The organism is Thalassospira sp. SM2505, assembly GCF_054901115.1.
Genome location: NZ_CM142731.1, coordinates 4,628,822 through 4,642,500, shown reverse-complemented (window position 1 = coordinate 4,642,500; position 13,679 = coordinate 4,628,822). Strand labels below are relative to the sequence as shown.

Here is a 13,679-nt window from a genome sequence, read left to right as displayed (position 1 = left end):
GAGATACCACCCTTTTGCTTCCTGATATCTAACCGAGGTCCGTTATCCGGATCCGGGACCCTGCATGGCGGGTAGTTTGACTGGGGCGGTCGCCTCCCAAAGAGTAACGGAGGCGCGCGATGGTAGGCTCAGGCTGGTCGGACATCAGCTTAAGAGTGCAATGGCAAAAGCCTGCCTGACTGCGAGACTGACAAGTCGAGCAGAGACGAAAGTCGGTCATAGTGATCCGGTGGTCCCGCGTGGAAGGGCCATCGCTCAACGGATAAAAGGTACGCCGGGGATAACAGGCTGATACTCCCCAAGAGTCCACATCGACGGGAGTGTTTGGCACCTCGATGTCGGCTCATCACATCCTGGGGCTGGAGCAGGTCCCAAGGGTTTGGCTGTTCGCCAATTAAAGTGGTACGTGAGCTGGGTTTAGAACGTCGTGAGACAGTTCGGTCCCTATCTGCCGTGGGCGTAGGATACTTGAGAAGAGCTGTCCCTAGTACGAGAGGACCGGGATGGACGCACCTCTGGTGTACCGGTTGTTCCGCCAGGAGCATCGCCGGGTAGCTAAGTGCGGAAGGGATAACCGCTGAAAGCATCTAAGCGGGAAGCCCCCTTCAAGACTAGGTATCCCTATCAGATCCCTGGAAGACCACCAGGTTGATAGGCTGGGTGTGGAAGCGCAGCAATGTGTGAAGCTAACCAGTACTAATTGATCGATCGGCTTGATTGATCCCTCTTGCTACTGATCTGCAATGACTTGCGCAGCGGTAAAATCATGCAAGACCAATACATACAACAAAACTTCGCAACTAAATCACGATCTCCGATCTCTTCGCTGTGTTTGGACGGCCCGGTGGCCATAGCGGCCGGGAACCACCTGATCCCATCCCGAACTCAGAAGTGAAACCAGCCTGCGCCGATGGTACTTTGTCTTAAGGCACGGGAGAGTAGGTCACCGCCGGGCCTTCCAAATACAGCAATCATATTCCCTATATACACACCAAACATCAAACGCCGCTTCTCTCAGACGCGGCGTTATCTGTTTAAAAACAGATCTCACCCTGACGCGGGGTGGAGCAGCCCGGTAGCTCGTCAGGCTCATAACCTGAAGGCCGCAGGTTCAAATCCTGCCCCCGCAACCAAAATGACAAACCCCGCCATCCGGCGGGGTTTTGTCGTTTTAGTCTTGGGTCAGTATTAGAACCTTCGGTCTTCCTGCGTTCTGAGCCTGTGCTCATAACTGAAGGCTGAGAGCGTATGAAAAAGGTGCCAGTGGCACCTTTTTAGCTCGAAGGTTGAGCACGGCGACAGCCGTGCGCAGACTGCGGTCGTGAGGCATCAAGATATCTAGCCGTTGCCAGCTCGCCCTCGTTGCGGGGTTTAAATGTCTGTGCCTGTACGTGTAAGTGTGGGCTCTCGTCTGCGAGAGTAGAGGCCTATCGATATCTGAACAGCGCTTGCTGCACAGTTCGTAAATACTCTGTTTGAGTTTCGGGTGCGTCTGCCAGGACGCGAGATATCAGGTCTCGTCAGGATATTCTCAATCTTGAAGCCCTCTCCTCCGCACATTGATCATCAAATGTTGTCGACCAAACCCTGGGTTCTTCGCCTGAGGACACCAGCCTGGGAGTTGGTGGGCGGGGCGAATAAGTGCGCGTCCACCAAATCTCCACACAATGTCGACCTAACTTTCACTGCGGCGTGGGATGGTGCGTGAAGAAAGTGATCATCTTCGTGGGAACTTTTAAATCTTGCAAAGGACCGGTCCACAGTTGGCCATATCAGTCACGTCGTGGCGAGAGTGGAGCTGATGGGGCGATGGGCATTTTCCCTGGTAAATAAACTTCGGTTGGTAACAGCAAGAATGAAACTGTTGGATAGCATTGGTCGACCTCTGATCATCGGAGGCATAATTGTTGTAGCACTGGTCGCAATTGCGTCGGCCAGTGGTGTTTTCGAAGAAGAGCCGCAGGCATCTGTGCTTACCGAACGTGTCTCGCGCGGCACGATCGAGGAAACGGTTCTTGCGAACGGAGAACTCGAACCTGTCCGGGTCGTAAGCGTTGGTGCACAGGTTTCGGGCCAGTTGAAAGCGCTACACGTTGAATTGGGCCAGAAAATCAAGGCCGGGGACCTGATCGCCGAGATTGATCCGACAGCGCAGGCATACGCCCTGCGCATCGCAGAGGCAGCGCTTGCCAACGTCAAGGCCCAGCGCAAGGCCCGCGGCTTTGAATTCAAACGCGCCGAGCAAGCCTATAACAGACAGAAGAGTATGGCTCTTCAGCGTGCTGCGTCTGTGGCTGAGCTTGAGACGGCGGAGGCGGCGTTCAATGTCCTGGCGGCTGATATTGAGGCATTGGAAGCGCAGATCGCCCAAGCCGCGGTGGAGGTTGAGAATGCAAAAGCCAACCTTGGCTACACGAAGGTTGTCGCACCAATGGATGGTGTGGTGGTTGCGGTCGTGACCAAGGCTGGCCAAACCTTGAACTCCAATCTGGCCGTACCGACGATCATTGTGCTGGCTCAGCTGAACGTGATGCAGGTTAAGGTAAGGATATCAGAGGCCGATATCACCCGCGTAAAACCCGGTCAGACGGTGCGTTTCACAATCATGGGCGAAACCCATTTTCCGACAGTTGGCAGATTGGAGCAGATTGCGCCTGCCCCGACATCGATCGCGACGGATTCCGCGACCGCCTCCACAACCGGTGGGCAGGTGGCACAGGCTGTTTATTTCAACGGATTATTTACAACACCAAACCCTGATGGCCGACTGCGCCCAATGATGACAACTCTTGTAACCATTGTGGTGGGGCATGCAGAGGACGTCCCGCTTGTGCCCTGGTCAGCACTGACCGAGCGAGATCAGAACGGTCGCTATCATATTCAAGTGCGCTCTCCTTCCGGCGAAATTTCAGAACGCCTTGTCTCAGTAGGACTGACGGACCGGATCAAAGCGCAAGTGATTGATGGTCTTGAGATTGGCGAGGAAGTTGTCATTCCGGCCGACGGTCAGGCGTCAGACTCAAACGCAAACGCTATGGAGATGATGTGAGCTCTTTACTGGAAATAGAGAACGTCACGCGGCTGTTTCAAACCGGCGAAGAGACGGTTTCCGCCCTCAAGGGGATAGACCTTCGTATCGACAGCGGCGAGCTTGTTGCGATTGTGGGTGCCAGCGGATCAGGCAAGTCGACGCTTATGAATATTCTTGGCTGCCTCGATCAGCCGACTGCGGGTGATTACCGTGTCGGAGGCCACAGTGTGGCCGGTTTGAGCGCTGACGAACTGGCGGCATTGCGAAGAGAGCATTTCGGCTTCATCTTCCAGCGCTACCATTTGCTAGGCACGCTCAACTCGGCCGATAATGTGGCGATGCCGGCTGTTTATGCAGGCATTGATTCTGTGACCCGACGAGAGAGGGCAAATTTACTTCTGGAGCGCCTTGGCCTTGGTGAACGTATAGATCACCGTCCAGGTCAGCTTTCCGGTGGTCAGCAGCAGCGCGTGTCCATTGCGCGCGCGCTTATGAATGGCGGGCGTATCATCCTTGCCGACGAACCGACCGGTGCGCTGGATAGTAAAAGCGGTGAAACTGTTCTCGAGATCCTCAAGGAGCTTCATCGGGACGGCCATACAGTCATTATGGTTACCCATGATATGGAGGTCGCCTCCCACGCCGATCGTATTGTAGAAATCCGTGACGGCCTTGTTCTGTCTGACAAGCGGTGCCGCGAACCGGTCGTTGATGCGCCTTTACCTTCCTTTTTAAACTCAGATTCTGTTGGTGTTCTGGCAGGTTTCCATCGACGGGTTGCGGAAGCTTTTCCCATGGCGGTGCGCTCCATGGCGGCACATCGGGTTCGCACATTCCTTACCATGCTCGGGATCATCATTGGCATTGCTGCCGTGGTTTCAGTCGTTGGTTTGGGCGAGGGAACGCGCCAGAGGGTGCTTGCCGAGATCAGCGAACTTGGTGCCAGCACACTTTCGATTTTTCCCGGACATGGCTGGGACGATGAACGTGCCGAAAGCATCACCTCTCTGGTTGTGGCCGATGCTGAGGTGTTGTCTGCGCAAAACTATATCGACAGCGTCACACCTCTGGTGTCGACGAGTACGCGCATTCGGCTCGGTCGCACGACCATGTCAGCTAATGTTGACGGTGTTGGTGAGGATTACTTTCGGGTAAACGGCCTCAGAATCGTGCTGGGCACCGGCTTCTCGGCCGACAGTATCGCTGAACGCCGGCAGGAGGCCGTTATCGAGGAAAGAGCCGCATCTACGCTTTTTCCGGGAGATGAATCTCCGCTTGGCAAGGTTATCATGATCGATCGGGTGCCGGTGGTGATCATTGGCACGGTTGCGCAGCGGTCCGGGATGTCCGGCAAAACCCTGCAAATCTACCTTCCCTATACTGCCGTGACCGGCAGGTTGCTTGGGGCGGCAACAAGCCTTGCCGGGCTGACTGTTCGTATCTCTGACGATGTCGACACAATCGTTGCCGAACGTGCAATCGTCGGCCTGCTGACACGCCGTCACGGTACGCAGGACTTCTTCGTGTTCAATAGTGACCAGTTGCGCCGGATCATGGAAAAGACGTCGCAGACCATGACGCTGCTGATTTCGTCTGTCGCGGTGATCTCTCTGATCGTCGGTGGCATTGGCGTCATGAACATCATGCTGGTTTCCGTCACCGAGCGTACCCGTGAAATAGGTCTGCGGATGGCAGTCGGTGCTCGTCGTATCGACATCATGCTTCAATTCCTGATTGAGGCAGTCACGATTTGTATTGCGGGTTCTTTCCTCGGTGTTGGGCTGGCACTTGGTGCAGCCATTGCCTTTGGTGGACAGGGCAGCCAGTTCCCGATGATCATCTCTTTCGACGCCATCCTTTCAGCCTGTCTGGTTGCGCTTCTCATCGGCCTCGTTTTCGGTTTTCTGCCAGCCCGCAATGCCTCACGCCTCGATCCGGTCGATGCGCTTTCCAGAGAGTAGTCATGGTTTTCGTCAGATTGATTATCCCTTGTCTTTTTATTGTTCTTGTCGGTTGTACGAGCCAGTCTACAGCCTATCTGCGCCCGGATTTGCCAGAAGGGCCGACATGGTCTGCCCCGATCTCCTCAGACACTGCCAAAGTAAGTACAGATCAGTGGTGGATCGCTTTCGGAGATCGGGAACTCACCACGCTGATCCAAGAGGTGGTCGCTCGTAACAATGACATTTTCACCGCGACCCTTCGGGCGCGCAGAGCGCTCTTGCAAGCTGATCTTGCGGCGAATGCCCTGTTCCCGAAATTGAGCGGGAATCTTAACAGTTCCAGAGCAAAGCCTCTCGATGGAAATGTCGCTGCAACCTCATCCTCGTCTGCGTCTATCTGGCTCTCTTATGAAGTTGATTTATGGGGGAAACTTGCAGCGCAGCGAGATAGTTCGAGCTTTGAGGCCGAGGCAACACGTGAGGATTACGAGGCGGCTCGCCTTGCAATTATCGGCATGACCGTCGAGACCTATTTTCGTATTGCTCATGCGAATGAAGCGATTGCGTCGGCCGAAAGCAGCCTTGACTATGTAAGGCAAATACAGGACCTCGTCCGAAAACAGATGGATGTTGGCGGGGTTTCCGAACTTGAGATTTGGGAAGTTGAACAGACTGTCGAGACACAGGCTGCGCGCGTATCCGAGTTGCAGCAGGCACGCCTTGTTTTGCGAAATGTGCTTACGGTTCTTTTGAACGGTGGGCCAAATCCGGTTCCCGAACTAAACAGATTGCCACGGCAGAAGTTGCCAGAGATCACGCCAGGTTTGCCTGCTGATCTTCTTGCCCGCCGTCCAGATCTTCGTGCGGCAGAAGCACGGTTGAAGGGGGCGTTGAAGAATGTGGATGCGACGCGGACCAGCTTCTATCCGGGGATATCGTTGACTGGTGGCTTGGGGACGAGCAGCGATCAGCTCATATCTTTCATCTCCAACCCGGTCGCGACACTGGGGGCAGGGACTGTTCTGTCCTTCCTGAACCTGAAGGACATGAATCTGACGATTGCGGTTTCGCAAACACAATATGAAGAGGCTGTCTCTACGTTTCGAACCACCTTGCTCAATGCGTTTGCAGACGTTGCCAATACGCTGGGTGCGCGCTCAAACTATGCCGAGCAGTCACGTCGGTTGAATAGTGCCTATGAGGCCGCGCAGGGAGTCGAGAAGCTGACCGAGATACGTTATCGGGCAGGCGCGATAACCCTGCGCATCTGGCTTGATGCACAGGAACGTCGTCGGTCCGCTGAAGTGGCTCTCGCCGACGTTCGGCTTGCACAGTTCGTGAACGCATCAACCCTGTATCGCGCTCTTGGGGGGAGTACAGCAGTCGCTAATGACGAGGTCGCGGCAGCACGGTGATGAAGTGCATTCTTCAAGACAGAGAATTTATCGTATCAACGCCAAAAACCTTGAAATGAAACGCACCTCAATCAATTGAATTCTTGTGAGTCGAAAACCAAAGATTGAAAATATGGTCATGAACAATGCCTTAATCCTGATCATCGAAGACGAACCCGAGATTGCCGAAATTATCGGGACGTATCTGTCACGCGAAGGTTTCCGGGTGGTCACCGCTGGTGATGGCACTGTCGGGCTTGCTCATCACCAGCGCTTGCGACCAGACCTTGTGGTGTTGGACATCAAGCTGCCGGGGCAGGACGGTTATGAGGTGCTTGCTACGATACGCCGCCGGGGTGATACGCCCGTCATCATGGTCACGGCGCTCGCGGAGGATCTCGACAAGTTACAAGCACTACGCATTGGTGCAGACGATTATGTGGTTAAGCCGTTCAACCCGCTTGAGGTTGTCGCACGCGTAAAGGCGGTCTTGCGGCGAACCATCGCCCGCGATACCGGGCAGATGTTGCGCGTTGGACCGTTAACCATCGATCCGCAAGCCTATCGGGTCGAGGTCGAAAGCGCGGACGGCGCGGTTACACTTGGCCTTACCAGAACCGAATTTCGTATTCTGGCGTTTATGGCATTGAGGATAGGTCGAGTGTTCGAGCGCTCGGAACTGGTCGATGCTTGCTTGCCGGAGGGCGAGGCTCTCGATCGAACAGTGGACAGCCATGTAAGCAATCTTCGTCGCAAACTGGCTGCTGCCGGGGCTGATGGCATGCTTGTAGGTGTTCGTGGTGTCGGTTACCGACTGGACAACGCACATGGCCAATAGTCTGAACTCCCGCATCGTTCGCGCGATGATTATGCTTACCCTGCTTGCTTTTGCCGTCGTTTATTTCGGGCTGATTGCATATTTTTTCTTCATTTATGAATGGCTTTATCCCGAATTTACTGACGACGATGTATTGCGCACCGGTGATATTGTCACCTTGGGCCTCCTGCTGGGGATCGGTTTATTTACCGCCTCATTGATGGGATGGGTACTTGCGCGACGGATTGCCGATCCACTGAAATCCGTTGCTGCGGCTGCGCGCAAGGTTGCGAACGGAGATTTTTCGGCACGCGCTTCATTGAGGCGGGGCAACTTTGGAGAGGCGAGCGACCTCGTCGATGACTTCAATCAGATGGCAGGGCGACTGCAGCGGGCAGAAGCCGAGTTGAAATACTCGAACTCGGCAATAGCACATGAATTGCGAACACCCTTGACCATTTTGCGCGGGAGGTTACAGGGATTGCTCGATGGCGCCTTTACACCCAGTCCCGAACTGTATGGTCGTTTGATTAACCATGTGGATGACCTGTCGGCCATCGTAGAGGAGTTGCGAACACTGGCGCTGAGTAACGCGGGACAGCTGGATCTGCAGTATTCATCTCTGGACATTGCGACGGAGGCCGAGGCGGCACTTGCTTCGCTTGAGGGGCATTTCGATGCAGCCGGGATTACAGTAACGCGACAATTATCCAGTGCCGTTCTGAGTGCTGATCGCGCGCGGTTGCGGCAGGCTTTCGTGGCGGTTCTTGAAAACTGCTGCCGTTACGCACCGCAAAGCACGGTTCATGTCGAGACCGGCATGGACGAGAAGCATGTCTTCTTCCGCTGTACGGATACAGGGCCAGGCCTTTCCAAAGAGAGCCGCGCGCGCGCCTTCGAGCGGTTCTGGCGTGCAGATGATTCGCGGGGACGTAGCAGCGGCGGCTCCGGCTTGGGCTTGTCGATTGTCAAGGCCATCGCACAGGCGCATGGGGGTGATGCGTTGATATTCCCGGCCAACCAACCCGGTCTTGCCGTCGAAATCCGGCTGCCTTGCCAAGTGCAACCTGTCGTCTGATTGTACCAATGTCCAAAAATCCTGACTACGCCGATGACTATGCCGGTCTTGCAGAATGGGTGATCTGTAAACGTGTCAAGTCGTCTAGAGAGGAAACTACCACCTCGGCAACCTGAATATGTGGTGCAGGGGCAACAGGCGCAAAGTTCTGTTGAAACCCGTTTCCTTCAGATAAGGCGCCTGGTTCCATCAAGGGGCCAGGGCTTGTTCATGCCCTCAGTGATTGAGCGCTTCGACGAGGCATAGAAGTGCCATCGACTGTCCGTAACCGGTCGGGTGCAGCGGGATATTTTTGTAGAATTCAAGATCATGCCCCATACGGGTACCATAAGAGACTTGTTGCACGACACCATTACCGTCGATGTTGTCCAGCACAGCATGCAGAGCCTTCTGGCCGGCTGTTTTCCAACTTTGAGGCCCGAGACCCAGCCTATATCCTTTGAGCAGTGCATAGCCGATTGCAGAGGTCGCAGAAATCTCCTCGTAGGAGCTCGGGTCATCGACCAAAGTATGCCATGTGCCGTTTTCCGTCTGATATTCTATCAGGCTCGATAGTTGGGCCTTAACAACCCAGAGCAGATAGCGGCGTGTTGCTGCATCGAGATCGGCAAGATCAATCAGATCCAGTATTCCGGCGGAAATCCAAGAATTCCCACGTGCCCAGCGGGCTCGGGCGAAATTGTGATGTCCATCGAAGGTCCAGCCATGGAACCATAATCCGGTTTCGGGTTCGCAAAGATAGTGAGTGTGCACCAGAAACTGGAATTTGGCTTCTTCGACCAGATCTTTTCGACCGGAAGCCTGACCGTAGGACGCCAGAAACAGGGCGAGCATGAACAGGGTATCGTCCCAAAGTTCCCCATCGTTGATCTTGTCCGAAACGTCATGTTGGAAACCGCCTGATGTGGTGCGCGGGGCTTCCGCAATCAGCCGGTTGGCCCAATCGTCAAGCACGGGTTCCCAGCGAGGATCCCGGGTCTTATGCCATAGAATGGAAAGCGCCAGCATGGGGGCCGTCGTGTTCACATTCTGGGACGGCAGACCTAGGGAAAGTTGTTTTTCGTACCAATTTTCCAGAATGCTCCGCGCCTCTTCATCTCCGGTCTGGAGCCAGAGTTGCGCAATTCCGTACAGACCGACACCCTGTGGCCATTCCCAACTATCGAAACTGACATAATCACCGGCTGTTCCATCAAGGTTCGGCTCGTTGAACTGTCCTTCGTCTCGCAGGTTACGCAAGCCTGTCACTATCTGAGAGATTTTCTCTTTCAATTCGTCGCGAAGGCTGACGGTATCGGTTCCCATTATTGTGTCTCGCTTTTTTTGAGGAATTTGGTCGGCGCGGAGCGGAAAATTATTCTGTTTCGAGGATCTGGGTCAGGAGGCTGCCGAAATCTGGATCGTTGCGATACTCGTCAAGCAACGGCATGACTTTTTCGCGGAAAGGTGCCTGATCCGGTGAGACAAAGGTGACGCCCATTTTTTCGGCTTCTGCCGAAGCGTCTTTGACGGCTTGACCCCAGATCGCACGGAAGGACTCTGTTGCGTGAAGAGCAGCTTCCTTGACGATGGTATTCTGTTCATCGGTGAGTTTTTCGGCTGCCGCTTTGGAGATCACCAGGAAGTCCGGAATGCGAAGATGTTCGTCTTGTGAATAGAATTTTGCAACTTCGCCGTGACGTCCGATAGTCAGTGCCGTGACGTTGTTTTCCGCGCCATCGATCACGCTCATCTGCAGGGCAGTATAGATTTCGGCATAGGGCATTGGAGTGGGCGTGCCGCCCATCATTTCAACCATGCGGATCGAGCTGTTGGAGTTCAGAACCCGGATTTTCTGACCGGCGAGGTCCTCTGGCGTGTTGATCGGCTTGTCGACGGTATAGAAGGAACGTGCGCCGCTGTCGAAGAAGGTCAGGCCGACAAAGCCGTTGCTTTTTGTGGCGTTATAGACCTCATCTGCAACCGGTCCTGTCATGACCCGGTAGAAATGGTCTTCACCCTTGAAGATATAGGGAAGGGTGAATGCCTTGAATACCGGATCGAAGTTTTCGAGGTTGCCGGCGCTGACACGGGTCATGTCAACTGCACCGTTCTGAAGCTGTTCAAGAACCTCACGCTCGGAACCCAGAACCGCGTTCAAAAACAGCTGGATGGTTACTTCGCCATCTGTGCGTTCTTTGACTTCATCAGCGAATTGCTGCAGGGCCGTGCTGGTTGGATGGTCTGCCGATAGCGAGTTGGCCAGAGTCAGGCGGGTTTTGGCTTCTGCCTGGGCGGTCACAAGGGTTGCGACTGCGGTTAAGGCAAGAGCAAGTTTTTGATATTTCATTGTTTTCCTCCCTTAGGCTTCTTTCCGCCTGAATGGCGGTGACGAAAATGCCAGCGCGTTTCATCGATGGCATGTGGATAAAGCTGTCACTATGAAAATAAAATTTCTATATGTAATAAATTTTCATTTTTGGAGCGTGCTAGGAGGTGCATTGAAGCAGCTCAGAACGGCAGTCAGCATTCGAATTTATGGGCTGCAGCGCGCCAATATCTTTGTGACTGCAAATTTGAGGCAGTTACATCGTGTTGTGAATGTGATGGTGGGCGTAATGGTTTCTTGGATGCTGTTGTATCATCCAGTTTTAAAGTGTGAACCCGGCAATGAGTTGGGTGTGAAAATAATTTTCAGATTGCAGATTCTTTTTTCACATCGCATGGTCTCGAGATAATCGAAATAAAAATAATACCTGAACGTGCGCCAGGTAACTTCGACGGAGGAAACGCGAAGTGTTGCAATCTCTCAAGCATGGTATTGAGCGCCTGCTGCTGGTGATTATTTCAATCACGCTGTGCTGCATGGTGGTCCTGATGCTGTGGCAGGTTTTTACCCGCTATGTGCTGGCAACGCCCGCCTTGTTCACGGAAGAAACGCTTCGGTTTACAATGATCTGGATGGCGCTTCTGGGGTCGGCGTACTGTTTTGGCAGCCGTAAACATTTGTCACTTGATCTGTTGGTTTTTCTGGGGCCGATGTGGTGGCGTAAAGGATTGGCAATGCTGAATGGGATCATTTCCATTGCATTTGCCAGTTTTACGATGCTGATCGGCGGCTGGGGGGCAAGCATGTCGGCGATGGCACAGCTCTCACCGATCATGCAGGTCCCGATGGGGATGGTTTACCTTGCTGTTCCGGTATCGGCGGGGCTGATAATTTTGTTGCAGGCCCTTAATATTGTTCTGATCGGTCTGGGGCAACTGGCGCCGGTTGAAGACGTGCAGGAGACAGTTTGAAATGGATGTCCTTGTTGATTTCATGCTTGATCCTGCGGGCGCGGCAATTGTCCTGTTTGTTCTGTTTTTCGGTCTCTTAGCCTTGGGTACGCCGATTTCGATTGCGATCGGTGTTTCGTCGGTCGTGACGGGATTTGCCTATCTGCCGTCGAGCGTTATCAGTTTTGTCAGTGCTCAAAAGATGTTCTCGGGCATCGACAGTTTCACGCTTTTGGCAATCCCGTTTTTTGTGTTGGCAGGTAACATCATGAACAAGGGTGGCATTGCCATCCGATTGATCAATTTGGCGAAATTGCTGGGCGGGCGTATGCCCGGTGCATTGGCCCATACGAATGTGTTGGCCAATATGCTGTTTGGGTCGATTTCCGGATCTTCTATTGCAGCTGCGGCCGCTGTTGGCGGCGTTATGGGACCTTTGCAGCGAAAAGAGGGTTATGACCCTGCTTTTTCTGCAGCGGTGAATATTGCATCGGCTCCGACGGGCATTCTGATTCCGCCGAGCGGACCGTTGATCCTGTTTTCCTTGGTGTCGGGGGGCACGTCGATTTCTGCCCTGTTTCTTGGAGGGTATCTTCCGGGAATCTTGATGGGACTGTCGGTTATGATGGTCATTACCTTTTTTGCCGTGCGCCGCGGTTATCGCACGGAAGGCAGTGTCAGTTGGTCGGAAGTCCTGCAAGTGATATGGCAGGCTCTGCCGCCACTGTTGATGATTATCCTGGTCATTGGTGGCATTGCGATAGGAGCTTTCACCGCCACAGAAGGTGCCGCGGTTGCAGTTCTGTATTCATTTGTTTTGTCGCTAATGTACCGGATGGCAAGCTTGCAGGAATATCTGGAAGCTTTGAAATCGTCGGCAGTTACCAGTTGCTCAATCCTGTTTCTGATCGCGGCATCGGGCATAATGTCCTATGTCATGACGATTGCCGGTATTCCCAATGTTATTGCAGAAGCCATTCTGACTTTTGATAATCCCATCGTGATCTTGCTGGTGATGAATATCTGCCTGCTGATCATCGGATTCTTTATGGACCTGACACCGGCAGTGTTGATTTTTACCCCGATCTTTTTACCGATTGCGACCGAGATTGGCATTCATCCGGTGCATTTGGGGATCATCATGATATTTAACCTTGGGGTTGGATCGATGACACCGCCGGTCGGTAGCGTACTTTTTGTCGGATGCGCTGTTGCCAATCTGAGAATTGATCAGGTGGTAAGGCCGATCTTGCCGTTCTTCTTTGCGACATCTGCAGCCTTGCTTCTGACCACGTATGTCCCGTGGATCACATTGGCATTGCCGCGTTTCCTCGGGCTGATGTGACGCTTCACCCAACCCTAATCCTATTCAAGCGGAGTTATATCATGAATGCGTTCTCGCTGAGCGGTCGAAAAGCTTTGGTAACCGGTGCCAATGCTGGAATAGGGCAGGCTATTGCCGTTGCAATGGCACGTGCTGGCGCCGAAGTTGTCTGCGCGGGACGGCGAACCTGTGGCGAAACGGTCTCGGTGGTTCGCGATGCGGGCGGTGTCGCAAGCGAGGTTGTTGTCGATTTTGCGGATCCCATGGCAGGTGCAGCCCTGTTTGAAGGGGCCAATATCGACATTCTGGTCAATAATGCAGGCATCATCCGCCGTGCCGACTGTATCGATTTTACGGAAGAGGACTGGGATGCGGTCATGGATGTAAATGCCAAGGCTGTCTTCTTTACCTCGCAGGCGTTCGCCAAAGAGATATTTGCGCGAGAAGGGCAGGGCAAGATTGTGAATATCGCGTCGCTTCTGTCGTTTCAGGGCGGCATTCGGGTTCCGTCCTATACCACGTCCAAGCACGGCGTAGCCGGTTTGACTCGCATTCTTGCAAACGAGTGGACCGCGCGCGGCATCAATGTCAACGCGATTGCGCCGGGTTATATCGCCACAAGCAATACACAAGCATTGCGTGACGATCCCCAGCGGTCAGCGGCTATTTTGGATCGTATTCCAGCTGGTCGTTGGGGGCGTCCTGATGATATTGCGGAAACCGCAGTTTATCTGGCGGCCCCCGCATCAGACTATGTTTCGGGCGCAATCCTGAATGTTGATGGCGGTTGGCTTGCACGTTAGTGCGGTTTGCAGCGCTGATCGCGGTTAACCT

At 53.9% G+C, this 13,679-nt stretch carries 10 protein-coding genes, 1 tRNA gene and 2 rRNA genes (1 of these 13 cut by a window edge); 11 read left to right on the top strand and 2 right to left on the bottom strand.

Annotated features, from left to right (window positions below):
- The 8 genes from ACTU44_RS21685 to ACTU44_RS21650 all read left to right on the top strand — a co-directional run.
- Positions 1-721: ribosomal RNA gene (locus ACTU44_RS21685) — 23S ribosomal RNA — on the top strand (it extends 2,029 nt beyond the left edge of the window).
- A 119-nt stretch (positions 722-840) separates the two neighbouring features.
- Positions 841-955: ribosomal RNA gene (gene rrf / locus ACTU44_RS21680) — 5S ribosomal RNA — on the top strand.
- A gap of 101 nt (positions 956-1,056) precedes the next feature.
- A tRNA-Met gene (locus tag ACTU44_RS21675) sits at positions 1,057-1,133 on the top strand.
- A gap of 722 nt (positions 1,134-1,855) precedes the next feature.
- Positions 1,856-3,049 (top strand): efflux RND transporter periplasmic adaptor subunit, encoded by a 1,194-nt coding sequence (locus tag ACTU44_RS21670; protein WP_114096951.1) that lies wholly within the window; start codon positions 1,856-1,858, stop codon positions 3,047-3,049.
- Positions 3,046-4,992, top strand: a complete 1,947-nt coding sequence (locus ACTU44_RS21665) for a MacB family efflux pump subunit (RefSeq protein WP_462096351.1) — start codon at positions 3,046-3,048, stop codon at positions 4,990-4,992. Before ACTU44_RS21670 ends, ACTU44_RS21665 begins: the two co-directional genes overlap by 4 nt.
- A gap of 2 nt (positions 4,993-4,994) precedes the next feature.
- A complete protein-coding gene (locus ACTU44_RS21660) occupies positions 4,995-6,389 on the top strand; it encodes an efflux transporter outer membrane subunit (RefSeq protein ID WP_462096350.1) in 1,395 nt (464 codons plus the stop codon).
- Positions 6,390-6,507: 118 nt separating this feature from the next.
- Entirely contained in the window at positions 6,508-7,206 is a 699-nt protein-coding gene (locus ACTU44_RS21655; protein ID WP_114097182.1) for a response regulator, read from the top strand.
- Positions 7,196-8,263: an ATP-binding protein gene (locus tag ACTU44_RS21650; protein ID WP_181850153.1), complete on the top strand. Its 1,068-nt coding sequence runs from the start codon at positions 7,196-7,198 to the stop codon at positions 8,261-8,263. The genes ACTU44_RS21655 and ACTU44_RS21650 overlap by 11 nt, the downstream gene beginning before the upstream one ends.
- 216 nt (positions 8,264-8,479) lie before the next feature.
- On the opposite strand, the gene bglB is transcribed toward ACTU44_RS21650, so the two are convergent.
- On the bottom strand, positions 8,480-9,568 hold the full coding sequence (bglB, locus tag ACTU44_RS21645) for a beta-galactosidase BglB (protein ID WP_336083315.1): 1,089 nt from the start codon (positions 9,566-9,568) through the stop codon (positions 8,480-8,482).
- A 49-nt stretch (positions 9,569-9,617) separates the two neighbouring features.
- The gene (locus ACTU44_RS21640; protein ID WP_462096349.1) at positions 9,618-10,592 is read right to left on the bottom strand and encodes a TRAP transporter substrate-binding protein; all 975 of its coding nucleotides are present in this window, start codon (positions 10,590-10,592) and stop codon (positions 9,618-9,620) included.
- A 446-nt stretch (positions 10,593-11,038) separates the two neighbouring features.
- Between ACTU44_RS21640 and ACTU44_RS21635 the strand changes: the two genes are divergently transcribed.
- The 3 genes from ACTU44_RS21635 to kduD are packed head-to-tail and all read left to right on the top strand — an operon-like array spanning position 11,039 to position 13,648.
- Entirely contained in the window at positions 11,039-11,542 is a 504-nt protein-coding gene (locus tag ACTU44_RS21635) for a TRAP transporter small permease (protein WP_336083311.1), read from the top strand.
- Between the two features lies 1 nt (position 11,543).
- Positions 11,544-12,866 (top strand): TRAP transporter large permease, encoded by a 1,323-nt coding sequence (locus ACTU44_RS21630; RefSeq protein WP_258548610.1) that lies wholly within the window; start codon positions 11,544-11,546, stop codon positions 12,864-12,866.
- A gap of 41 nt (positions 12,867-12,907) precedes the next feature.
- Positions 12,908-13,648, top strand: a complete 741-nt coding sequence (gene kduD / locus ACTU44_RS21625) for a 2-dehydro-3-deoxy-D-gluconate 5-dehydrogenase KduD (RefSeq protein WP_220150274.1) — start codon at positions 12,908-12,910, stop codon at positions 13,646-13,648.
- Positions 13,649-13,679 lie beyond the last annotated feature (31 nt).

Bases quoted from the DNA above. Each gene is read 5' to 3' on its own strand.
- kduD (WP_220150274.1), top strand. From the start codon at position 12,908: ATGAATGCGTTCTCGCTGAGCGGTCGAAAAGCTTTGGTAACCGGTGCC.
- ACTU44_RS21670 (WP_114096951.1), top strand. From the start codon at position 1,856: ATGAAACTGTTGGATAGCATTGGTCGACCTCTGATCATCGGAGGCATA.
- ACTU44_RS21660 (WP_462096350.1), top strand. From the start codon at position 4,995: ATGGTTTTCGTCAGATTGATTATCCCTTGTCTTTTTATTGTTCTTGTC.
- ACTU44_RS21630 (WP_258548610.1), top strand. From the start codon at position 11,544: ATGGATGTCCTTGTTGATTTCATGCTTGATCCTGCGGGCGCGGCAATT.
- ACTU44_RS21640 (WP_462096349.1), bottom strand. From the start codon at position 10,592: ATGAAATATCAAAAACTTGCTCTTGCCTTAACCGCAGTCGCAACCCTT.
- ACTU44_RS21655 (WP_114097182.1), top strand. From the start codon at position 6,508: ATGAACAATGCCTTAATCCTGATCATCGAAGACGAACCCGAGATTGCC.
- bglB (WP_336083315.1), bottom strand. From the start codon at position 9,568: ATGGGAACCGATACCGTCAGCCTTCGCGACGAATTGAAAGAGAAAATC.
- ACTU44_RS21650 (WP_181850153.1), top strand. From the start codon at position 7,196: ATGGCCAATAGTCTGAACTCCCGCATCGTTCGCGCGATGATTATGCTT.